This is a genomic window from Mucilaginibacter endophyticus (genome assembly GCF_003351025.1).
GTDB lineage: Bacteria > Bacteroidota > Bacteroidia > Sphingobacteriales > Sphingobacteriaceae > Mucilaginibacter > Mucilaginibacter endophyticus.
Window position 1 is genome coordinate 1 of the sequence record NZ_QPCG01000003.1, and the last position, 22,052, is coordinate 22,052.

Genomic DNA, 22,052 nt, shown 5'->3' on the forward strand with positions numbered 1-22,052 from the left:
TACCAATGTATTGCTTATAACAATACAGCATTGGCATTAGTTGGAAAAACAGTCGATGACCTTTCAACAAAGCCTTCATTACATTCTTTCGAGGATTTGGAGTCTATTAGTTTCGAGGAATTAGCTAAAGTGATCGAAACCGGAAAGGCGCTGCAATCTGAATTGAAGGCCCATAACGATAAATGGTACCAGGTGGTAACTGCCAAAATGAACGACGGTTTTGTGGTGAGCCTGAATGACGTGACCGATCGGAAAATCGCAGAACAAAAACTTCGTAAAAATTACCAGGAATTAATCACAGCACGCGAAGGGCTCAAGACGCTTAACCTGGAGTTAGAAGACCGGGTGACGGAACGCACGCAGAAACTCTCTGAAAGTGAGGAACGTTTTAATCTTGTTGCGAAAGCTACCAATGATACTATTTGGGACTGGGACCTAGTTAGCAACACGATTTGGCGGAGCGAGAATTTCACGACCATGTTCGGTTATCCCCGTGATGAAGAAACCAACCGGATCAGTTTCTGGTTTGACAAAGTTCACCCGGAAGACCTCGACCGCATACAAGATGGTGTTTACGAGGCGATCAATGACCATGCGAAGAACTGGTCAGCAGAATACCGCTTTTTAAAATCAGATGGTGATTATGCCTACATCCTTGACCGGGGCAGTATCCTGGAAGATGAATTCAGGACGCCTTACCGCCTGGTTGGATCGATCATTGATATCACCAGTCAAAAAGCTATTGAGATTGAACTGATCAAGGCCCAGACCGCGACCGAAGAACTCATGCGTAAAAAGGATGAGTTTATGAGCATAGCCAGCCATGAACTAAAAACCCCGGTAACCAGTTTGAAAGGTTCTCTTCAGATCCTGCAGCGGATAGCTCAAAAATTGGATCCTGAAGACCAAATGGTAACCTTTATTGATAAGGCGGAAAAGCAAACCCAAAAGATGACCATCCTCCTTAATGATCTGCTGGACGTGACCAAGATACAGGAAGGCAAATTACAGCTTAATTACAGCAAGTTTGACGCCTTCCAAATGATGAAAGAGAGTGTCGATGAAGTCGGGTTACAGAATAACACCCACCGTTTGATCTTTGAAGGCGAATGTGTGCTGGAGATCACTGCTGACCGTACCCGTTTAGAACAGGTTGTAAATAATTTCCTGACAAATGCCATAAAATATTCTCCTGAAGCGAAAGAGATACTGATCACCTGTCGCATCGAAAAGGGACAATTCGTAGCAGAGGTCAAAGACTACGGGATTGGTATTCCGCAAAACAAAAAAGAATTCCTTTTTGACCGTTTCTACCGCGTTCAGGAATCATCGTCCCATTTTTCAGGTCTTGGTCTCGGCCTTTATATCTCCGCAGAAATTGTTCGTCGGCATGATGGCAGTATTGGTGTAAACGACAACGATGGCCCGGGTTCAACTTTCTGGTTTAAGGTGCCGGTAAAACCTAAAACCCGATGAACTTTTCTATAAGGTTTTTATTGGGTTTCCCCTTATGGCGGAATTCGAACCATGTAATTGACAAAATATGCGTTTATCGGGAACAGAAAACTTTTAACGCCCTCCTGACTTTGTAGTTTTCCAACAATACAATTTACGGTTCGAGTCGTGCGCCGGCTACTCGAGATAAATTTTTTTTGAATCAGAAGAAAGGGCTCTTATATTTAGGCGTTAATCGAAAGATCTATTTTCCGGCTAATAAAGTACTTTTTAGCTCTGAATCCTATTGCTTTTTAAGAACATTTATCGCAACGGCAACAGTATTTTAACCGTCTTGCAGTAGCAGAAGCAAAACGACAGGGGGACCAGCAGCAATATACTATGGACATGGCCGACGATAACCGTGTCGGTGTTGCCAATAAATTTGATAAATGCCCCGGCACCGTGCTGAACGACAGCACGAAGGTTGATGGCGCAGGTTGCCCTATTAAATGGGTTGTGCCACTAATCCAGCAAAAAGTAATTGCAAAAGAAGTCGGTATACGTAAGACACTTGGCGCTTCGGTGTAGCATATTATCTACCTGTTTTCAAAGGAGTTTACTATACTATTGTTATTGCTTTTGTCATATCGGCGCCTGTAGGCTATTATCTGATGCAAAAATGGCTACAGGACTACACTTACAGAACTGAAATCGGCCCGGAGATATTTATTTTAGCCATAGCCGCATCGATGGCAATCGCATGGACCAGTGTTGGCTATCTGGCCGTAAAAGCGGCTTTAGCGAATCCTGTAAAAAGTTTGCGAAGCGAATAACTGCAAACAATTGAAAAAGTGACGCTAAACTTTTTTCCGGGGAAAATGGCTGACTAACTTTATTTCATTTGGCTCAATGAAGGTGGCGGTAAACGGGTATTTATCAGCAATAGTGATGGAGCCGTCTACGTAATCAATTTTATCATTATGAATTTTAAAAAAACCGATATAATTATTTAATTTACGGATTACATTAACTTTTCCGCCCGGAAAAAAATTCATTCTAAATGTCCCGGCGGAATCGGTTTCATTTTTCTTTTCCCTCCATTCCCCATATATTGATTAACCTTATTCATTACACCATCCTTGTTGTTATGATTGTTGCCGTATAAAGACATGCCGGAAATTCCCAAAAAGCAAAACATCAATATCGTTTTCATAATAAATTAATTTAATAACTCGTTATACCCCACTGCTTAGCATACGCCTCGATCGGCGGCAGGCCAACGGCAGCACGGCGCTCATTCACGTGATCCTTATCTTTTATCGGTACGAATGAAAATTTGTTAGTCTTTTCATCCTTATCTAACTGTGTACCGTAGGTTTGATAGTGGTATCTGGCAGATTCGATCTTGTCCTGTAACAAAGCGAGGTTACCTTTTGATGCTGCGTTCTTATCTGCCGCATCTTTAAGCAAAGGGAAATATTTCTCCATGGTAGGAAGATCTGCATGGACGATCACCGCAAAAAGTGCCAGGTTGGCGATGTTTCCCACTTTATCGGGGCCAAGCCAGCCATATCTGTCCAGTATTGCTGTTGTTTTCTGCAGGTTGATCTTGTCTTGCGTTTTCATGCTGTCTAACAACGACTGCATTTGAGGTGATTTGAAACCAAATCTGTTCTGAATGCTGTCCGCTTTCCGACGGCAATACTGATCGGACGCGAAAATATCTTCTAATTGTTTTTTGACCGGTAGGTTGTATTGTGCTTCCAATGCAGTTTTATTATTACGAACGATAGTCATTAAATCTGCCCATCGGGAATCCTTATGAATGGATGCCAGATCAGAATCGATAGCGAGGTGCTGGTCATCGGCATATTTTCCGGCATTGGCAACTTTAAATAAATGAAAAAACGCGCTGTCCGCCTTACCGGATCTCGCCCAGGCGCAGGCTGCATTATAACGGTCATTCAGGATCGCGCGTCCGTTAAATGTATTGAAAGCTGCACTGTAAGTTGATGCTGATTGTTGATATTCCTTTTTTTGAAATAAGGTGTCTGCTTTTTTTACCAATTGAAAATATGCTGGCGGAGGGCCGGTCTGAGCGAAAATATCGCCGGAAATTAATAAAGCCAGGCCAATGAGATATAATTTATACTTCATATGACAAACCCTAAAATTTAACTAAATAAAGAATATTATTTTTTATCGACGAATAATTAATAAGTCAAAAATATTTCAATGGAAATTCATGTCAACAGTTTTAACATTTTTTAACAATTCTTTTTAGCCATGAAATGCAAAACATATCGTAAAGAGGAGTCCAGCTCGGAGATGTTTTGCGCGCGCTCAGACCACTTTTCCTGAACAAATTTTCACTTCTGCATTTGAACAAATATTCACGTGCAGCAAACTGAAATGTATGATGGCAAACATCGTCACGTTAGCACATCAGAAAAGTCGCGGTGTGAAAAGCAAGTTAGCTTTGAACCTGGCCTTGTGCTTCGAGGATAAGTTAAAGATTACCCTTATTGACTCTGATCTTTAGGGAGATTTATACGACCTGAGAGGATCTGCGTCAAGATGTTACCTAAAAGAAAAACGCCGCACATTAGTACAAGAGGCTGTCTCACAAATCTATTATGTGGATATTCTGGAAGGCTTGGCCAGGCTACTCCGTGCGACTTTGAGAACCGGGTTGTATAAGCAATTAAGAAAATTGAAATTAGTAATTAATAAACTATTATGGTCAAAGTGTTAAGGAATTAGCTGTTTGCTAGTCCGCAGCGGGGTGATCAGTGACTGCGGAATGTCCACAAACCCTTCGCATAACTTGCTCTCACTGCTAACTGTCAATGCCCCCCCTTTAAATGGGGAAAATTTATAGAAAATCAATTTTGAAAAATATTCCTGCGGCATCAATAGCATTTCTACCTGTTTCACGCTAATCTTATTTACGGCGATGTCACAGCTCGCAGCCCGTAAGTTTTGTAGAATAATTGTTCTTCAAATAAAAACTTTTTTCCCTCTAATTAATTTAGTATTCAACAATTTGAATAACAATTAATGGAATCTAATATACTACCCGGAAAACCTTTCCCACTCGGTCCCACCTGGGACGGCAACGGAGTTAACTTTACCCTATACTCAGAAAACGCAACTGCAGTAGAACTATGCCTCTTTGATTCGGAGAATGATCAGCATGAAACAGCCAAAATTTCCGTAACGGAAAAAACAAATTTCATCTGGCACATCTATATTGAAGGAATTCCTCCCGGCCAGCTATACGGTTTTCGCGTGCACGGGCCGTACGAACCTGAAAACGGCCATCGTTTCAACCCCAATAAACTGCTGATTGATCCCTACGCCAAGGCAATTTCAGGTAGTATAAAATGGAATGATGCCTTATACAGCTATAAAGTGGGAGATGAGGCGGAAGACCTGAGTTTTAGCGATAGCGACAGTGCGCCGTTTATTCCAAAATCTGTAGTCATCGATCAGCACTTCGACTGGGAGGGTGACACTTCTCCAAGTTACCAATATTATAATACAGTCATTTATGAAGCCCAGGTCAAAGGGTTTACGCAGCTTAATCCTGAAATACCGGAAAACCTACGTGGGACCTATGCCGGAATCGCCCANCCGCAAAAATTACCAGGAATTGATCACTGCCCGAGAAGGGCTCAAGACGCTTAACCTGGAATTAGAAGACCGTGTAACGGAACGTACCCAGAAACTCTCGGAGAGTGAGGAACGTTTTAACCTCGTGGCAAAAGCTACCAATGACACCATCTGGGACTGGGACCTGGTGAGTAATACGATGTGGCGAAGCGAAAATTTTACCACCATGTTTGGTTATACCCGTAATGATGAAACTAACAAGATCAGCTTCTGGTTCGACAAAGTTCATCCGGAAGATCGCGACCGCGTACAGGACAGTGTGTACGACGCGATCAATGACCATGCGAAAAACTGGTCTGCTGAATACCGTTTTTTGAAGTCAGATGGTAACTATGCCTACATCCTCGACCGCGGCAGTATCCTCGAAGATGAATTCAGGACGCCTTACCGCCTGGTTGGATCGATCATCGATATTACCAGCCAAAAAGCTATCGAGATTAAACTGATCAAGGCACAGTCCGCGACTGAGGAACTCATGCGTAAAAAGGACGAGTTTATGAGCATCGCCAGCCATGAACTGAAAACTCCGGTAACCAGTTTGAAAGGTTCTCTGCAGATCCTGCAACGCATAGCCATGAAACTGGATCCCAAAGATCAAATGGTGTCATTTATCAATAAAGCAGAAAGACAAACTCAAAAGATGACCGCTTTACTCAATGACCTGCTTGATGTAACCAAGATCCAGGAAGGTAAATTACAGTTGAATTACAGCACTTTTGACGCTTGCCAGATGGTGAAGGAAAGTATAGATGAAGTTGGCTTGCAAAATAATTCACACCATTTGATCTTTGAAGATGAACGTGTGCTGGAGATCACGGCTGACCGCCCTCGTTTAGAGCAGGTTGTCAATAATTTTCTGACAAATGCTATAAAATATTCTCCTAAAGCCAAAGAGGTACTAATCACCTGCCGTATTGATAAAGAGCAGTTCATAGCTGAGGTCAGAGACTACGGGATTGGTATTCCCCAAAATAAAAAAGAGTTCCTTTTCGACCGTTTCTACCGTGTTCAGGAATCATCGTCCCATTTTTCAGGTCTTGGCCTCGGCCTTTATATTTCCGCAGAAATTGTCCGTAGGCATAATGGCAGTATTGGTGTAAAGGATAACGATAGCCCGGGTTCAACTTTCTGGTTTAGGGTGCCGGTAAAACCTAAATGATACTTATAGAAAATTGTTTAACAATCCGCTTGTCTGGATATTTAGCCACAGTTGGTCATACTTTTTGTGCCTACTTGGCTGATGAGTTGAGTTGATTAAATCATACTTAAAATGTCTGGCTCAGATAATTAGTCCGCTTAAGGCATAAAAATAATTCCGACATTTTTTACACACACCAGGTGGACTACGGATTTGCCAGAAGTTTTTACGCAAACATATTGTAAATAAAATACATGTGATTAAAAAATACTAGTAACTGAAATATGATGCTTGCTTATAGAAGTCCAATCCCAATTAAACCAGACCGATGATTTTTATTAAGCCATTTTCGATCAAATGGATCAGGGCTATATCTGGTGGAGTATTATTTGACGAAAAAGACAATCCTTATGACATTTATTATATCGAATCCAATGCCGCTGCCGCCCCCATGACCGGAACCAGCCTGGCCGGCAAACGGACCAGCGAACTCGCGCCGAACTATGAAAAACACTGGTTCGATATTTTCGGCTGTATCGCTAAGACTGGCGTAGCAGAACGACACGAGTTGCCATCGGACCACTTCAAGTATTTTACGAATTTTACGGCTTTAAGTGGGCGGAACAGATGAGCGTAACTGGGTGTTGTCTATACAGACGCGACCGAAAGTATGCAGGCGGAAGAAAGGCAGGCGCCATTTAAAAATTGTTAACGCAAAATTTAAGTCTTGGCTGACTGCTCTCGGTTGATCTTGCATATTGAAGGATTTTTAGAATGGTGCCTGCAATACCATCAGCAGGCGTTTGCGCGTTATAAATGGAAATCGTTATCACCGGGATATGACAATTCCGTCATTGGCTTTTAAGCAAGTCGAATATCCCTATCGAACGAGTTTGAAGTCTATACAGGGCAGTTCACGGTCACAATTCGGGCAGGTCCAGCTCATTATTCATTTTATAAAATTATAACCAAAATTGTGCCGCCATGGTCCGCCCAGGTATTCCCATAAATCCAGACCGATACCGTTAACGGTGAATGGTTTAAAATGAGCATTAAGTTCCGTCAGCAAAGCTTTGGATGCCTCAGGCGTCACTTTATTTTGTATGGTGATGTGCGGTTTGAACGCCTGACGGTCCTGGGGACTTAATACCGGCCAGAAATAAAGGCTTGCTTCCTTTTTTAGCCGCTGTAATTCCATTGATTCAATCGAAAAGGCAACTCCTGCGCCAAGGTGCTGCAAACCGATAACCTTCATCTCAAAAGCATCATATTGCAAATTACGGAAATATTCCAGGGTGTCCGGTTGATCCGGCAATTTGTGGAATAAAGTCAAATGGGCTTTCAGAAAATTACGATCCGGTGGAAAATGTCTCTCCCGCAGTGCATCAAAGAATGCCTGGCTGTTATCATCCAGCCTCAGGGTTAGTATCAGTGGGTTTTGCGCCATCTGCATTTTTCCGAACAGTATTTAACTTCTTTCCAAACTTTTTCCCACTTTTTGCGCCAACTAAACGGTTTGCCGCATGTAACGCATAGCTTTTGCGGCAAGTTCTCCTTTTTAACCCCTTGCATGCTTCCAATCTTCTTTCATCGCAGCGTAAACTTCATTCGCCTCCGCTGCTTTCCATTCGGCATAAAATACTTTAGCCGCCTCCGCTTTTTCGGCATCACCGGTGCCGCGCTCCAGCAAGGCGTAGTCCCGCTGCCCGTCATATTTCCTGCCACCCTTATAATTCGCGTAACGACGGGCACGCGTGTAACCCATCTGCAAATATTTACGCGCCATATCTGCTCCCACAAAATCACCGGCAGCTAAATATTCATTAAACAGCGCAAATATCTTTTCACTGCTTTCCACTGCAATCGCTTCTGTTTTGAAGCGCCAAAATTGCCCGATCTCGCTTTTGTAAGGTTCGCAGATCAGCACGCCCTGTTCCCCTCTGCCTACGCGATAAAGTTCCGGCCGTTCCCGGTAATCAATATCCGGTTTCCAGGCGTAATGATCCGGGTCAAAATTCAGGTAGCTGGGTTGTTGCATCAATGGAACAACAAGCAAGCGCGGCAAATGTTATTCCTGTTTTTAAAACCATTAAAACCTTGCGTCACGGATTTTGTTAATGATTAAAACATATCATTGAATTATGAGCACAAGAGGAAGTAAAGTGGAAAGGAATTCGGTTTCGGATCAGCCACACGAGATCAAATATGAGGCGCATAAAGAGGGTACCAGTCAGCAAGCCGTAAAGGATGCAAAAAAAGAAGTCGGCAATCAGCGCAGGAACATTCAAAAGAAAGTATAGTTCAGCATTTATTTAAACGATGAGCCCCGCATTGCGGGGCTTTATTGTTTGCTAACCGAAGAATTTATGAGCAGGGCATTTGTCAAAGAAGGCGAGAGCGACCAGTTAAAGGATGTGGCACCAAATATGGCTTCCTTATTGTTTTTCCTGAAAAAAGAAAGCGGCGGACCGGTCCGGGAACTGCATACCCGTTACAGCGATAAGTATCAGCAAGAGGTGCATGAGATGAGCGATGGACTCGGCTACATGTTAAATAATGATCAGCAATGGCAGATTGTGCTGGATTGATCCAAGATCAGCAATGGGATCTAAACCAGGATTTGAAATAAAGTCCGCATATTTATAAACAAGCTGACCAGAAATGCGTTAATTGGGTCATGGAAAAATCAACGACCAACACCGCTAATAAAACCCGTTATTCTGATCTGGAACTGGAAGAATTCAAACAACTGATCCAGCAAAAAATCGCCGCTGCCAGAGAGGAACTGGATGCTTTGATGGGTTCGTTGGGAGGAGGTAACCCCAACGGTACGGACGACACCGGCGGCGTTTATTCCACATTGGAAGATGGCGCTGCAACCTTAGAGAAAGAAACCGTTCACCAAATGGCAGCACGTCAGAAGAAATTCATTACTGACCTCGAAGCCGCGTTGCAGCGGATAGGTAACAAAACTTATGGGATTTGTCGCGTCACCGGCAAACTCATTCAAAAGGAGCGGCTGGTGGCCGTTCCGCATACCACATTAAGCATGGAAGCTAAACTTCGTCAAAACTAATGATGACGCTATGGCGATCCTAAACAACCCGGTATCAGTTGCCGTTTTGCGCGAAAACGGCGGACTGGAGATGCTTGATTTGATCCCTCTATGAAGAAAAGCCGCATGCCTTTGTCGCTACCGATTTCTTAAGAATATATCAAGGCTTTCCGAGAATAGGTGACGATGAATCGGCAGAGCAAAGTAACCGTGACCGATATTTACAATATATCGATTCGCCTGAAATTAATTACGCCTACTTTTTGGGAGAACTGCGGCTTGGTGAAGACAGGATACCGGACTGGGAATACTATGACACGATTCTGCTAACAACACAACTCATCATACAATCTACAACACATTCAAAAGCAGTATACTATACTCTTATCCTTCTGGTTATTAGTTGATGGATCTCTCAAGTAAAAATTTATACTGGTCCCAAAAACAAGAATATGCCTCATACTCAAAAATCGAAATCGGTCACCATTCATGAGCGCTTTAATAACCCGACCGGAATATCCAGGCATGCCATTTGAAACGCACAAACTTTTGAACAGAAACATTATAAAAAACCAGGCGTTTTACGGGCTCATGCCAACAATTCGGAGGTTTTGAAGTTATAAGGGGAAACATTTAAAAGCCCCAAATAACAGTGGACAATGAATATGCTTTTTTAGCCGGGAGCGGCGAACATCATGAGTTAATTAAACGGACCGACTGGACAGCTACCAGTTTGGGTAAACCAGAATCGTGGCCGGACAGTCTACGCTCAGCGACCAGCATCGTTCTCAATTCCGGGTTCCCTATTGCCATATATTGGGGTTCCGATTTCAGTTTGATTTACAATGAACCCTGGAGCACTATTCCAGGCCAAAAACATCCCTGGGCTTTAGGAAAACCAGGTGCGCAAGTCTGGACAGAAATATGGACGGGCTTAAAAGAGGAATTTGAATCGGTTTTATACGAGGGGGCATCTTACCGTCGCCCTGACGCTCCACTTTACATGCATCGGTTTGGTTACACAGAAGAATGTTATTTTGATTACACCCTTTCGCCAATCAAAGCCGCAGATGGGAGCGTTGGCGGTGTCTTTAACGCCGTGATCGAAACCAGCTTCCGCGTCATCAATGATCGCCGCAATTTGCTACTTCTCGCGCTGATGAACCGGAAAAACGAGGCACGTCGACTGACCGAATCGGCGCAGATCATTAAAGATATTTTGCAAACGGCCCAGGCGGACATTCCATGCTTTGCTATTTATGGCATTCGAAACAACGACCACACTAAAATCCTGGCCGCCGCTGGCTGGGATGTCGATCGTTTGGCAAGTGTTTCCGACGGTCACGTTAACGACATTCATTTGATTTATCCAGATGACATCAGTCATTTCTGGCCTGAACCCATGGTAGAAGCTTATGCTGCACCAATAGCCCACGGGGATGCCGAAATGCAGGGGCAGTTCGTCTGCGGGATTTCTGCACGAAAGCGCCTTGACAAGGACTATTCTTTATTCATCGAAACTGCAGCCTTGCACATCGGAACAATCCTGAACAACGCGCTGGCTTACGAACTTGGCCAGGAATTCCAAAATCAGCAAACGCTGAATGAAGAACTCGCCGCTGCGAACGAAGAGCTCGCCGCCACCAATGAAGAATTAAACTCCACTCAAAAAAATCTTTACCAACTGAATGCTGAGCTGGAGGAACGTGTGCATAAGCGCACCGCCGAACTGCGTAATGAACGCGACAAATTACACCGCTTTTTTATGAAAGCGCCGGCCGGTATTTGCATTTTGTCCGGCCCGCAGCTCATTTTCGAACTAGTTAATGGCCCGTACCAGGAATTCTTACCGGAAAGGGAATTACTCGGCCGCCCGATATTTAACGCCCTGCCGGAAATTGAACATCAGCCAATTGGCGACATTATCCGCAAAGTTTATAATAGCGGAGAGGCCTATCACGGAAATGAACTTTTAGTACCGCTGAGCGATCCGGATGGCAAATTGACAGACCGCTATTTTAATTTTACTTATCAGCCCCGTACAGACGCCTCAGGCACGACCGATGGTATTATGGTATTTGCTTACGACGTTACTGAACTCGTTCGCGCCCGTAAGCGTTCCGAAAAGGTTGAATCCGATCTTCGTGATCTGGTGATGAATTCCCACTATCCGTTAATGATACTGCGCGGCCCAGAATATATAGTGGAGATCGCCAACCGCCCTTTGGCAGATTTCTGGTATAAAGACCTCGAAGACATTACCGGACAAAAACTCATGGATATTTTGCCGGAATTGATCGACCAACCTTTTCCGGCGCTATTGGCGCATGTCTATCAAACAGGTGAATCTTACGGGCAGGAAGAGGAAATATTTTATGTGGAAAGTGATGCAGGAAAGTTGACAAAATACATCAGTTTCTATTACGATCCGATCAGGGATCCTGACGGAAGGGTCAATGGTATCATCGTTACGGCTTCCGACATTACCGAAATGGTAAAATCGCGTCAGCTGCTTCAGGAAAGCTACAGTGAACAACAGTCGCTGACGGAGGAGGTGGCGGCCACGAACGAGGAACTGGTAACCACCAATGAGGAACTGAGCGAAACGCAGCGTTTATTAGAGCAGACGATTACCGGATTGAAGCAAAGCGAAGAAAGGTTTCGATTTCTGCTGAATGCTGTACCACAACAGGTTTGGACTGCCCAACCGGATGGCGCGCTCAATTATGTTAATGATGTTGTTTGTGAAGACTTCGGGGAAGACTCCAATGAAACCATCGTGGGCAACGGCTGGCGAAATTACGTTCACCCGGACGACCTGCCTGGTGCCCTGGAAAGATGGACCCGCTCGCTTCATAATGGCCGTGAATACCTGGCTGAATTCCGTTTACGTTTCGCTGATGGGAACTACTATTGGCATTTGTCTCGTGCGCTGCCCTTGATCGAAGAAGACCGCATCGTATTATGGGTGGGTACCAATACCAATATTCATCAGCAAAAGACCAATGAATTCAAAAAAGACGAGTTTATCAGTATCGCCAGCCATGAGCTGAAAACCCCCTTGACTACCATCAAGGCATTTTTTCAATTGACGCAGCGGGAGATCAGTCAGCAACCACGCATCCAGCCGCTGATCGGCAAAGCGCAACGTCAACTGGACCGGCTTGGCCGACTGATCGAAGACTTGCTTGATGTATCCCGCATCAATGCCGGGAAAATGATTTATCACAGGGAAGAATTCGATTTTAAACTCATGTTGCACGAAGTTGTTGAAAGTATTCAGCATACGACAAATACCCACCAGATTATTCTGGATACGGATTGTCAGGTTATTTATAGTGGTGATCAGCACCGCATGGAACAGGTAATGGTCAATTTGATCGGCAATGCGGTCAAATATTCGCCCGACGCAGATCAGGTTATCGTACGCTGTGCGCAGGAAAATCAAAACCTCATCGTTTCGGTAGAGGACTTCGGGATAGGTATCCCTGAAGAACACCTTAAAGGTCTGTTCGACCGGTTCTACCGTGTCGATAATTCATCAGCAAGATTTCAAGGCCTTGGCCTGGGTCTATTTATCGCAGCGGAGATCGTTAAGCGTCATGGCGGCAGTTTCTGGATCGAAAGCAGCCCGGACAGGGGTTCAACGTTTTTCTTCTTACTGCCCTTAAGCGGACAGCAGGAGTTTTTAGATATCTCAACGGACCGGCAGACTTATTATGAAGGTAGTTTCATCTCCATCCGCTACCAGCCTGATAGCCAATATATGGATGTGGACTGGAAAGGATACCAGAACTATGACTCCGTAATTAAAGGCTGCGAGATCCTGCTTGATCTGATGAAAAAGAATCAATGCTCGCTGGTATTAAATGATAACACTTCTGTCAAAGGTAACTGGTCTGAAGCGTCGGACTGGGGTGCAGAAGTTTGGTTCCCGGCGATGGCCAAAGCCGGCCTGAAGAAATTCGCCTGGATTTATTCACCCAGTACTTTCAGCCGGATTGCGGCAGGCAAGAGCCTGCCTTCCGAATATGACACGGTAAAAGTTGCTTTTTTTGATGATAAGGAAACGGCTGTGCAATGGCTGTTAACCCGGTAGGCATTCTTTGAAAAAGTGTCTTTAAAAAAGGATGTTTTAAAGTCATGTGTATAGTTCATTGCCTGCTATGGACAGCCTTTTACCCGTAAGGTTGTTTGGAATAATTATTGCCTCCAGCATGCAGGAAAATAAAAAATTGCAGGTAAAACAACATAGCTTATTTATACATTGGATAGTTTATATAATGGGGAATTTAGTTTTTCAAACAACACCTCAAAACAAGACTTTGAATTATTGACAAAGGCGCTGGATGCTTCCTTATCCGGCATTATAATCACCGATAACAGGCAACCCGACAACCCTATAATTTATTGTAATAAAGCGTTCGAAGACATCACCGGTTACCATCGTTCAGAGATCATTGGCCACAATTGCCGTTTTTTGCAAAAAGACGACCGCAATCAGAATGCCCGGCATGCCTTGCGTGATGCTATTGATAACGGCACCAATGCTGTAGTAGACATCCGAAATTATAAAAAGGACGGAACGCTTTTCTGGAATGAATTATATATGTCACCGATCAAAGATGGGGACAACCAGGTTAATTACTTCATCGGCGTTCAAAACGACATTTCACGCCGCAAAAAAGCCGAAGACGAGGTTAAGTCCAACCATGCTAAAATGGAACAGCGAATCCAAGAACGCACCAAAGACCTCCGCGAAAATGAGGAATATCTGGCCAGCATCGTGCAGACCGTTCGGGAGAGCCTGATCGTGCTTTCTCCTGATCTGAAAGTATTGAGTGTCAACGATCATTTCATCAATACATTTAAAGTCACCCGTGAGGAAACTGAAGGCAAAAAACTCTACGACCTGGGTAACGGACAGTGGAATATACCTGAATTACAAGATTTGTTGGAGCAGATTTTGCCGACCAATAACCCGGTAACAGATTTTGAGGTTGCGCATGATTTCCCCCATATTGGTAAAAAGCTCATGCTGCTTAACGCCCACCGCATCGAACTGGAGGGTCAATTTAAGGACCGCATTCTGATCGCCATAGAAGATATTACCGACCGTCGGGCCATCGAGCAACGTAAAGATGATTTCCTGTCTATAGCCAGCCATGAACTTAAAACGCCATTGACAACAATCAAGGGCTATGTGCAAATCATTAACCGCCTTATTAAAAATTATGACGACGAAAAACTTCGGGAATCGGTTGGTAAAACGGGCTTGTATGTCGAACGCCTTAACAACCTGATCGGGGAACTGCTGGATGTTTCGCGCATTCAGTCCGGCATGATCGAGTTGCACAAAACGCCATTTGATTTTGATCGCATGATTCATGAAACCGTGGCAAATATCCAACAAGGCAGTGGGACCCATGAGATCATCTTAACTGGTCAGACAGGTGTCCAATTCAATGGTGATGAATCTCACATCACCCAAGTGGTGACTAATTTGCTGAGCAATGCCATTAAATACTCGCCAGATCATAAAAAAATTGGCGTACATCTCTCCGTGCTGAGCGGCTTTATCAAAGTCGCGGTGACCGACCACGGCGTTGGTATTGCCAAGGATGAACAAGCGAAGGTATTTGACCGCTTCTATCGCGTAAGGGACGTGCAGCAAAAATTTCCCGGGATGGGTATCGGGCTTTACATCTGTGCTTCGATTATCAGCAACCACAATGGCACACTATGGGTAGAAAGTGAACCCGGTAAAGGATCGACTTTTAGCTTTACCTTACCGCTGACTTCTAATCATGCAGATAAAAATGGAGGTGATGATGCCCGCTAAGATACTGATTTGTGATGACGATGAGGGCATATTAGACCTTGTTGAATTAGTGTTAAAAGAAGAAGGTTATGAAGTGATTCCTGAGATCAACAGTCTTAACGTCGCCAATCTCGTCGGCAGCGAACATCCTGACCTGCTGGTACTCGACTTATGGATGCCGGTCCTGTCCGGGGACCAGGTACTGCGCAATCTAAGAAAAGACCCTACTACAAAAAATCTTCCGGTTATGGTCATCTCTGCCAGCGGAGATGGGAAGACAATCGCTATGAATGCAGGGGCTAATGACTTTATACCTAAGCCATTTGACCTCGATCAGTTACTTGGACGGGTGAAAGCGTTGCTGGAAGCGGCTTAAAAACATCTCTGAATGATATAATAGGGTAATTTGAAGCAGGCAACTTGGATAAAAAATTCTTGTAGCTGGGTCCACGCATTACTAACGCATAGGAAAAAGGATTCCGCGACAAAATATGTCCGGGTGCTGTTGCCACTATATTTTGCAGGGTACGGAAAATTCTCTATCCACTTTCAGGACAATTTTATGGATGGTCATGAATTCCCCCAATATCATTTAACAACCCTTGTGCAATGGGATCATCTGCACTATTCGGTGACTAATACCCATCGTGCGGCAATGTTATGATTACATGTATTCAGTACGCCTGGCTACGGTGACAGAGGTAATTAAAATATTATTCCTGCTGTACCAATCCACTGTTGATTGTTTATGACTTTTTTCTGCGAATTGTTAGTGGTCCACGATTCAAAAGCACTCAGCGTTGCTATATTAGATGCGGGCAGCACCAATGTGCCCGACCTGATGAGGTGTATATCAAAATACGTAATTCCGAAAAATTGACATTCACACTGCAAATTTTTCATAAAAACTGAAATTTTTTCAGTGAATATGCTCATTAAAGCTCATGGCACAGTGCTTGATTGTGTCCAATCAGTTTAATTAACATTATAAGTTTCAAATCATTAATCTACTAAGGAGGAAAGACCTATGACATTGGTTAAATTTAATCCCACTAAAAACAACGGTTCATTAATTCCCGGTTTTAACGACGTATTTGATTCCGTATTCAATGACACTTTTTTTAATGACCGACTGACCAGCCGTGTACCTGCTGCTAACATTAGTGAAACTGAAGATCATTATCACGTAGAACTGGCTGCCCCGGGTCTGAAAAAGGAAGAGTTCAAATTGAACCTTGACCGTAATGTGCTAAACGTGGCTGTGGAACGAAGAAACGAACACAATGATGCTGCGAAGAATTACAGCAAGCGTGAGTACAGCTACAATTCCTGGGTTCGCTCTTTCACCCTGCCCGAAAGCGCGAATGCGGAAAGCATCGAAGCGTCTTATACGGACGGGGTGCTGAAAATTGATATTGCGAAGCGCGAGGAAGCAAAAATCGTTCGTCGCCAGATCGAGATCAAGTAACCAGTATTGATGCAAATAATACGGCCCCGGTTTGGGGCCTAACTTATTTACCATGGAATCACCATTTTACTTATTGATCAGCCTTAAAACACCCGGAAGCTATGAGCCTTTTGGTGAATTCGACTTGGGACATGATCGGGAATTAGCTTATGCTTTGTTTGACAGTCTGGATGGAAACCCGGAAATAGACGATCTCTGCCATTTTCATGTAGACCTCATTGAAACCGTGGACACCCTGCCTGAAAAAATTCGCAGTAAATGCTGCAGGCTGGACGAATTAGGGGTAAATGCGGAACGGGTGGCTTTGGAAATATTCAGACAAAAAAACTTAAGGGGAGAAACATGATCACAAAAACATTATTAACCCTACTCCTTTTCGCGGCAGTAATCATATTGTTCCGAAAAAATGACGACGATTTGGCTTGGTAACCGGGAGTGGTTGCAAATATCCTGACACTATGAGATGTTTCGGCTGCTCAGATTATAGTCAGAATTGCCTAATTATTAAGTAAATGTTTATTAATTTTGTATAATTATACTAAATCACTGTAATTATGGAAAAATTGGTAATATTCAGAATGTTCTTATATTTTCCTCTCGCCGGCGTTTTGGTGCCTGACACCATGGTTGTATTATCAGGTACCTCCCAAAGTATTCCGATTACGCACCTGTCAGTCGAATTGGTGCTGATCACATTGATTTTACTATGCAGTGCCATAATATACTACAAAAAAAGGAATGGAAATTCATCTAATGAAACCTCGTTTTCCTGAGGAGAACCTCAAAAGTAGTTAGAGCGAAATATGAGTTCGCTTATCACATTGATAACCAGGATTGCCCTCTTTGCGATAAGTGCTTTAACGATTTTCGCTATCCCCCCTTCCTACTCCGCACTATTCTTCAGCTTATCAAGCTGATCTTGATTGCGGGCACCTTCGATAACCTCCTGGGATGATTGCTGGCCATACTTCAAAGCGGGATTTTGCGGTTCCGCATTAACCTCACCGTTGGTTTCCGTTTGAACACTTTCGGGATCTGGTTCCCCAATATCATCTCCCACCCGTATTTCGCGCAGGTCATCCGGGTCGTTTATATGGTCGGGATATATGTATCATCATCTGTTATGCCGCCTCACTTTGTAACTGTTCAGGCGATAGGTTGGTTGTACCACCTAATTGATCTTCACGGTAATTGGCATTACCCCGGGTACCCGGAGGCTGATTGCCGTTTTCTGTTGAATCATTTTCGCTATTTATACATAAGCGTGTCATCCATTTTAAATGATATTGTTTGTAGGGATGCCGGTAATGATAAAGCCGGTGTTTGCTTACGCCGCATGGTGGGTCAACCGGCGCTAAAGTTATCCTGCAAATCATCCGCTGCGTATGTAGCAGTAGTTCCGTTGTCAAGTTTAACGGTGACCTTTTCTCCTATCGCGTCAATTACCTCGCCGTGCCCTTCAGGGGTAATTACCCGTTGACCTTTTAAAAATTGTCGTTCATTCATCTTATTAATTTTAATAGTCCTGGCGTATCATCGTCTAACCACCGTACAGATAAATATCACCATCAAAACGATGTGATACATGGTCAAATAAAAACGTTGCCGGTCGTCAAAACAGATCATGCAATTTTGGCATTTCATTATTCTTTAAGCGACAAAACATATTTAACCATCTCTTCAGCATCGTTTACTGATACTGAAGGGTGGGGTGTCATCGCTACATCGCCCCAGTGCCCACTACCTCCGGAAATCACCTTTTTAGCCAGCATCGTAATATTTGCCTGCGATGGAGGATATTTGGAAGCCACATCCTTAAAAGCAGGCCCTACCAGTTTTGAATCTGTGCGGTGGCAGGTATTACAGTCGGATGAGGCCATAAGATTTTTGCCGATTTCTGAGCCTGCCTCACCGCCGGTGGGTTCGGTGCCGATTTTCATCATATTCGTATCAGCGTCAGAATTTCTGGCTTTTGCTGTAACGCTAACTGATTTGGAACTATCGCTGCCTCCCTGGTTGTTATCCTTATCGGAAGAGTTACCCGAACAGCCGACTGTCAAAGCCAGCGGCAGCAAAATAAAATATATTGTTTTCATAAGCATAATGGGTTGATATCGGAAATGCTTTGTTCTTTCTTAAACTACATATGCTGCAAAACAAAGTTTAAGAAAACTAACGTTCAGGTAGTTAACACGCCCCGGCTAAGTATTTACCACTTAAAGAAATATTAATTTCTCAAAACGGCAGAATTATCCGCCCTGTTTTTGTAAGGCATTACCTGGAATTCAATAATCAACTTTAAGCGAATTGAAATCTTACCAGCTGTATCAATTATTTTATCAACGTATACTAGGTAAGGGTAGATATTGCGGATGCTTGATAAAGGTTTCACACGCCCAGCTGACCAATTGAAATACGTTAGTGGAATTAAATTTTAAATACAGTTCTAAGTAAACAAAATGGTAAGAGTGTGACGGAATTTGACGAACTCTCTTCTTGAACGCGTTGGTCTTCCGTTTCGCAATATCCAGGCCATGTAACTAAAGCACTTATAAATCCAAAAATCTGTTAGTGGGTAAAATACCTATAATGAAGGTGTAAACTACCCAACTTTAACATAAAATCCAAGGAACTTAATTAAAAAAACACTGAAAATCAAATAATTAAATAAAAAATTAAATTATCAAACCTGAATGCTCTTAGCTATCAATCTTTTGCAAAAAAACTGCTCCGCATTACTCGTGTTACTTAACTAAGATAACCAACATTAGCTTATTAATATATGTATACATTAGGGATAAATGCAGTTTTTCATGATTCCGCGGCTTGTTTGGTCAAAGACGGGAAACTTATCGCTGCGGCAGAAGAAGAAAGGTTTACGCACTTTAAGCATGGCAAACGACCGGTGCCTTTCTCCACCTGGGAACTGCCTTTTCATGCTATTGATTATTGCCTGAAATTGGCTGATATCCATATCAACGATATTGATCATGTCGCTTATTCGTTTGATCCATATGTGCTCATAGGCGAGCAATATCGTGGCAAGCCAACCATTGAGATTCCGTTCGAGAATAATGGGGATAAAAATAGCGGGTGGAACAATGTATGGGATCCACTGTTTTTATCGTCGATAATTAACGCCCGGGCACAATTGAATGATGGTTACCCACACCATTTGCAAAAAAACTTTATAGGCGCCAACATCCAGCCGGGTCAATGGCATTATGTGGAGCACCACGTAGCACATGCGGCAAGCGCTTTCAACTGTTCGCCCTTTAATGAAGCTGCAGTAATGACCGTTGATGGCCGGGGAGAACTGGCTACCACAACATATAATTACGGCAAGGGCCAGCAATTAACCCGCCTGGGGCAGGTGAATATGCCGCATTCCCTCGGCCTGCTGTATGAACAGGTAACTACGCACTTAGGCTTTCTTCACTCATCGGATGAGTATAAAGTAATGGCCCTTGCATCCTATGGTCATACTGATTTTGTGAAGGATTTTCGCGAAATGATTAATTTAGGAGCTAACGGCCAGTATACGATAACCAATCAAAATTTTGTGGAGCGGTTTGGTCCGCGGCGATTGCGCCACCAGGAATTTACAGCGCACCATTTTAATATCGCCCATTCATTACAGTTAGCGTTGGAAGAAACATTATTGGATATAACTAACTGGCTGCAAAAGGAAACCGCCTCTGCAAACCTGTGTATGGCAGGTGGTGTAGCCCTAAACTGTGTGGCCAATGCAAGGATCAGGGACGCTAAAGCGTTCGATAATATCTGGGTACAGCCGGCATCAGGCGATGACGGTACCGCTTTAGGTGCCGCCTTGTGGGTTGACGCCCAACAACGCAAAAGCAATGAGCGCGAATTTGTGATGCACCACGCTTACTGGGGCCCGGAATACAGCGACAACGAGATTGAAAAATTTATGAAGTGGTGCAAGATACCCTACCGCCGTATGGAAAACGTTGCCGAAGAAGCCGCGGAAGCATTGGCGCAGGATAAAATCATCGGCTGGTACCAAAACCGAATGGAATTCGGGCCCAGGGCCCTGGGCAGCCGCTCCATACTGGCCTCCCCTATCAACCCCGAAATGCAGGCACGCCTGAACGAAGTAAAAGACCGTGAAGATTTTCGACCGGTGGCTCCGGTAATACTTGAAGAAGAAGCTGAGAACTGGTTTGAAGGCGCGAACTATTCGCCGTTTATGTTATTTGTATACGATGTAAAAGCCGATAAGGCCGACCGCATCCCTGCCGTGCGCCATACTGATGGAACATCCCGCATACAAACCGTTAACGAGCAGCAAAATAAGAAATATTACGACCTGCTGAAGGCATTCCACCGCAAAACGGGAGTTCCGGTGCTCATCAATACATCGTTCAATACCCTTGGCAAACCGATAGTTTGTACCCCGAGGGATGCTATAGAATGTTTTTGGAGCTCACCTTTTGATGCCCTGATCATTGGTTCATTTATAATCGAAAAAAATGCAGATATCCGTAGTAATACCAACGTACAAAAGGCCGCAGTTACTGAAGAATTGCATGACAGCGTTGCAATCGCAATTGCTGAGCAAGCAGGAGTTTGAGGTGATTGTTGTGAGCGACGGACCCGACAAGGAGACTGAAGCTGTGGTTAACGAATTTAAAGCGATTTTAAATATGCGCTATTTTCAACTGCCGCAAAAAAAAGGACCAGCCGCCGCCCGTAATCTTGGCTGGTTGAACGCCAAAGCGCCTGTAGTTGCTTTTACGGATGATGATTGCGAACCCGATCATCTTTGGCTTATAGCCATACTTGCAGAGGCCGAACCGGATAAAGCGCAAGCGTTTACAGGCCGTGTTATTGTGCCGTGCGGTCAACGCCCTACGGATTACGAGTTGAATACAGCAGGCCTCGAAACCGCCGATTTTGTTACGGCCAATTGCGCCTGTACCAAACCGGCCCTATACATCGCCGGCGGCTTTGACGAACGCTTCAGCATGGCCTGGCGCGAAGACAGCGACCTGGAGTTTAAGCTGATATCGCACAATATATCGGTACAGCGCATTGAAGAAGCCGTTGTAGTACACCCGGTACGCGAAGCACGTTGGGGCATTAGCTTAAAAGAGCAAAAGAAAACGCTTTTTAATGCCTTGCTCTACCAAAAATTTCCTGATCTATATCGCGATAAGATCCAGGCGCAACCACCTGTTTTGTACTATTTAATAATCTTCTGTTTTATATTTTTGATAGCCGGCCTGCTTTGGGACAATCTGTTGCTCGTGTCAGCCGGGGGCATTGGCTGGCTATTACTTACCGCTTATTTTATTACCAAGCGTTTATACCTCACTAGTCGCTCGGGCAGGCATATTTCTGAAATGATCATCACTTCTATGCTGATACCGTTTTACTCCATTTACTGGCAATGGTACGGCGCGTTTAAATACCGCGTTTTATTTATCTGAAC

The 22,052-nt window shown here is 43.9% G+C and carries 23 protein-coding genes; 15 read left to right on the forward strand and 8 right to left on the reverse strand.

What is annotated here, in order from left to right; all coding sequences use genetic code 11:
* A partial coding sequence (locus DUL71_RS13265) for a sensor histidine kinase (RefSeq protein WP_114938568.1) occupies positions 1–1,476 on the forward strand: 1,476 nt, incomplete at its 5' end.
* A gap of 360 nt (positions 1,477–1,836) precedes the next feature.
* A complete protein-coding gene (locus DUL71_RS13270; RefSeq protein ID WP_114938569.1) occupies positions 1,837–2,025 on the forward strand; it encodes a hypothetical protein in 189 nt (62 codons plus the stop codon).
* 463 nt (positions 2,026–2,488) lie between these two features.
* Here the strand turns inward: DUL71_RS13270 and DUL71_RS31965 are convergent, their stop codons facing one another.
* Both DUL71_RS31965 and DUL71_RS13280 read right to left on the reverse strand, forming a co-directional pair.
* On the reverse strand, positions 2,489–2,650 hold the full coding sequence (locus DUL71_RS31965) for a hypothetical protein (protein WP_154402385.1): 162 nt from the start codon (positions 2,648–2,650) through the stop codon (positions 2,489–2,491).
* Between the two features lie 11 nt (positions 2,651–2,661).
* Positions 2,662–3,594, reverse strand: a complete 933-nt coding sequence (locus DUL71_RS13280; protein ID WP_114938571.1) for a DUF6624 domain-containing protein — start codon at positions 3,592–3,594, stop codon at positions 2,662–2,664.
* A 903-nt stretch (positions 3,595–4,497) separates the two neighbouring features.
* On the opposite strand from DUL71_RS13280, the gene DUL71_RS32530 reads away from it, so the two are divergent.
* The 3 genes from DUL71_RS32530 (at position 4,498) to DUL71_RS13295 (ending at position 6,881) form a co-directional block, all read left to right on the forward strand.
* Positions 4,498–5,127: a GlgX family protein gene (locus DUL71_RS32530; protein WP_114938572.1), complete on the forward strand. Its 630-nt coding sequence runs from the start codon at positions 4,498–4,500 to the stop codon at positions 5,125–5,127.
* Positions 5,057–6,271 carry a PAS domain-containing sensor histidine kinase gene (locus DUL71_RS13290; RefSeq protein WP_167443298.1) on the forward strand — a complete coding sequence of 405 codons (1,215 nt, stop codon included), beginning with the start codon at positions 5,057–5,059 and terminating at the stop codon, positions 6,269–6,271. Before DUL71_RS32530 ends, DUL71_RS13290 begins: the two co-directional genes overlap by 71 nt.
* Before the next feature lie 307 nt (positions 6,272–6,578).
* Positions 6,579–6,881 carry a hypothetical protein gene (locus tag DUL71_RS13295; protein WP_114938574.1) on the forward strand — a complete coding sequence of 101 codons (303 nt, stop codon included), beginning with the start codon at positions 6,579–6,581 and terminating at the stop codon, positions 6,879–6,881.
* Positions 6,882–7,199: 318 nt separating this feature from the next.
* Here DUL71_RS13295 and DUL71_RS13300 read toward each other — a convergent pair whose 3' ends face one another.
* Genes DUL71_RS13300 through DUL71_RS13310 form a run of 3 tightly spaced genes read right to left on the reverse strand, consistent with a single transcriptional unit; the run spans position 7,200 to position 8,288 of the window.
* Positions 7,200–7,697 carry a 2'-5' RNA ligase family protein gene (locus tag DUL71_RS13300; protein WP_114938575.1) on the reverse strand — a complete coding sequence of 166 codons (498 nt, stop codon included), beginning with the start codon at positions 7,695–7,697 and terminating at the stop codon, positions 7,200–7,202.
* Entirely contained in the window at positions 7,679–7,822 is a 144-nt protein-coding gene (locus DUL71_RS13305; RefSeq protein WP_114938576.1) for a DUF2256 domain-containing protein, read from the reverse strand. Before DUL71_RS13305 ends, DUL71_RS13300 begins: the two co-directional genes overlap by 19 nt.
* On the reverse strand, positions 7,809–8,288 hold the full coding sequence (locus DUL71_RS13310) for a DUF4385 domain-containing protein (protein WP_114938577.1): 480 nt from the start codon (positions 8,286–8,288) through the stop codon (positions 7,809–7,811). Before DUL71_RS13310 ends, DUL71_RS13305 begins: the two co-directional genes overlap by 14 nt.
* Positions 8,289–8,391: 103 nt before the next feature.
* On the opposite strand from DUL71_RS13310, the gene DUL71_RS13315 reads away from it, so the two are divergent.
* From DUL71_RS13315 to DUL71_RS13355, 8 genes are all read left to right on the forward strand, one after another.
* Positions 8,392–8,550: a DUF3606 domain-containing protein gene (locus DUL71_RS13315; protein WP_114938578.1), complete on the forward strand. Its 159-nt coding sequence runs from the start codon at positions 8,392–8,394 to the stop codon at positions 8,548–8,550.
* A 66-nt stretch (positions 8,551–8,616) separates the two neighbouring features.
* The gene (locus DUL71_RS13320; protein WP_114938579.1) at positions 8,617–8,838 is read left to right on the forward strand and encodes a hypothetical protein; all 222 of its coding nucleotides are present in this window, start codon (positions 8,617–8,619) and stop codon (positions 8,836–8,838) included.
* 89 nt (positions 8,839–8,927) lie between these two features.
* On the forward strand, positions 8,928–9,326 hold the full coding sequence (locus tag DUL71_RS13325; protein ID WP_114938580.1) for a TraR/DksA family transcriptional regulator: 399 nt from the start codon (positions 8,928–8,930) through the stop codon (positions 9,324–9,326).
* Between the two features lie 631 nt (positions 9,327–9,957).
* Positions 9,958–13,404 carry a PAS domain-containing protein gene (locus DUL71_RS13330; RefSeq protein WP_114938581.1) on the forward strand — a complete coding sequence of 1,149 codons (3,447 nt, stop codon included), beginning with the start codon at positions 9,958–9,960 and terminating at the stop codon, positions 13,402–13,404.
* A gap of 168 nt (positions 13,405–13,572) precedes the next feature.
* The gene (locus tag DUL71_RS13335; protein WP_114938582.1) at positions 13,573–15,147 is read left to right on the forward strand and encodes a PAS domain-containing sensor histidine kinase; all 1,575 of its coding nucleotides are present in this window, start codon (positions 13,573–13,575) and stop codon (positions 15,145–15,147) included.
* Positions 15,113–15,502: a response regulator transcription factor gene (locus DUL71_RS13340; protein WP_244228748.1), complete on the forward strand. Its 390-nt coding sequence runs from the start codon at positions 15,113–15,115 to the stop codon at positions 15,500–15,502. The genes DUL71_RS13335 and DUL71_RS13340 overlap by 35 nt, the downstream gene beginning before the upstream one ends.
* Before the next feature lie 651 nt (positions 15,503–16,153).
* Complete coding sequence (locus DUL71_RS13350) at positions 16,154–16,594, forward strand: Hsp20/alpha crystallin family protein (RefSeq protein WP_114938584.1); 441 nt, start codon at positions 16,154–16,156, stop codon at positions 16,592–16,594.
* 52 nt (positions 16,595–16,646) lie between these two features.
* A complete protein-coding gene (locus DUL71_RS13355; protein ID WP_114938585.1) occupies positions 16,647–16,940 on the forward strand; it encodes a hypothetical protein in 294 nt (97 codons plus the stop codon).
* Positions 16,941–17,715: 775 nt separating this feature from the next.
* Here the strand turns inward: DUL71_RS13355 and DUL71_RS31970 are convergent.
* The 3 genes from DUL71_RS31970 to DUL71_RS13365 form a co-directional block, all read right to left on the reverse strand.
* Positions 17,716–17,865, reverse strand: coding sequence for a hypothetical protein (locus tag DUL71_RS31970; protein WP_154402386.1), 150 nt, complete (start codon positions 17,863–17,865; stop codon positions 17,716–17,718).
* 73 nt (positions 17,866–17,938) lie between these two features.
* Entirely contained in the window at positions 17,939–18,100 is a 162-nt protein-coding gene (locus tag DUL71_RS31975; protein ID WP_154402387.1) for a hypothetical protein, read from the reverse strand.
* A gap of 137 nt (positions 18,101–18,237) precedes the next feature.
* Positions 18,238–18,690 carry a c-type cytochrome gene (locus DUL71_RS13365; protein ID WP_208645551.1) on the reverse strand — a complete coding sequence of 151 codons (453 nt, stop codon included), beginning with the start codon at positions 18,688–18,690 and terminating at the stop codon, positions 18,238–18,240.
* 686 nt (positions 18,691–19,376) lie between these two features.
* On the opposite strand from DUL71_RS13365, the gene DUL71_RS13370 reads away from it, so the two are divergent.
* The gene (locus DUL71_RS13370; protein WP_114938587.1) at positions 19,377–21,191 is read left to right on the forward strand and encodes a carbamoyltransferase family protein; all 1,815 of its coding nucleotides are present in this window, start codon (positions 19,377–19,379) and stop codon (positions 21,189–21,191) included.
* Positions 21,148–22,050, forward strand: a complete 903-nt coding sequence (locus tag DUL71_RS13375) for a glycosyltransferase family 2 protein (protein WP_244228749.1) — start codon at positions 21,148–21,150, stop codon at positions 22,048–22,050. Before DUL71_RS13370 ends, DUL71_RS13375 begins: the two co-directional genes overlap by 44 nt.
* Positions 22,051–22,052 lie beyond the last annotated feature (2 nt).

Bases quoted from the DNA above. Each gene is read 5' to 3' on its own strand.
- DUL71_RS13270 (WP_114938569.1), top strand. From the start codon at position 1,837: ATGGACATGGCCGACGATAACCGTGTCGGTGTTGCCAATAAATTTGAT.
- DUL71_RS13315 (WP_114938578.1), top strand. From the start codon at position 8,392: ATGAGCACAAGAGGAAGTAAAGTGGAAAGGAATTCGGTTTCGGATCAG.
- DUL71_RS13375 (WP_244228749.1), top strand. From the start codon at position 21,148: ATGACAGCGTTGCAATCGCAATTGCTGAGCAAGCAGGAGTTTGAGGTG.
- DUL71_RS13295 (WP_114938574.1), top strand. From the start codon at position 6,579: ATGATTTTTATTAAGCCATTTTCGATCAAATGGATCAGGGCTATATCT.
- DUL71_RS13370 (WP_114938587.1), top strand. From the start codon at position 19,377: ATGTATACATTAGGGATAAATGCAGTTTTTCATGATTCCGCGGCTTGT.
- DUL71_RS31970 (WP_154402386.1), bottom strand. From the start codon at position 17,865: ATGACACGCTTATGTATAAATAGCGAAAATGATTCAACAGAAAACGGC.
- DUL71_RS13305 (WP_114938576.1), bottom strand. From the start codon at position 7,822: ATGCAAGGGGTTAAAAAGGAGAACTTGCCGCAAAAGCTATGCGTTACA.
- DUL71_RS13340 (WP_244228748.1), top strand. From the start codon at position 15,113: ATGCAGATAAAAATGGAGGTGATGATGCCCGCTAAGATACTGATTTGT.
- DUL71_RS13350 (WP_114938584.1), top strand. From the start codon at position 16,154: ATGACATTGGTTAAATTTAATCCCACTAAAAACAACGGTTCATTAATT.
- DUL71_RS13355 (WP_114938585.1), top strand. From the start codon at position 16,647: ATGGAATCACCATTTTACTTATTGATCAGCCTTAAAACACCCGGAAGC.
- DUL71_RS13280 (WP_114938571.1), bottom strand. From the start codon at position 3,594: ATGAAGTATAAATTATATCTCATTGGCCTGGCTTTATTAATTTCCGGC.
- DUL71_RS13300 (WP_114938575.1), bottom strand. From the start codon at position 7,697: ATGGCGCAAAACCCACTGATACTAACCCTGAGGCTGGATGATAACAGC.
- DUL71_RS31975 (WP_154402387.1), bottom strand. From the start codon at position 18,100: ATGAATGAACGACAATTTTTAAAAGGTCAACGGGTAATTACCCCTGAA.
- DUL71_RS13320 (WP_114938579.1), top strand. From the start codon at position 8,617: ATGAGCAGGGCATTTGTCAAAGAAGGCGAGAGCGACCAGTTAAAGGAT.
- DUL71_RS31965 (WP_154402385.1), bottom strand. From the start codon at position 2,650: ATGAAAACGATATTGATGTTTTGCTTTTTGGGAATTTCCGGCATGTCT.
- DUL71_RS13310 (WP_114938577.1), bottom strand. From the start codon at position 8,288: ATGCAACAACCCAGCTACCTGAATTTTGACCCGGATCATTACGCCTGG.
- DUL71_RS13365 (WP_208645551.1), bottom strand. From the start codon at position 18,690: ATGAAAACAATATATTTTATTTTGCTGCCGCTGGCTTTGACAGTCGGC.
- DUL71_RS13325 (WP_114938580.1), top strand. From the start codon at position 8,928: ATGGAAAAATCAACGACCAACACCGCTAATAAAACCCGTTATTCTGAT.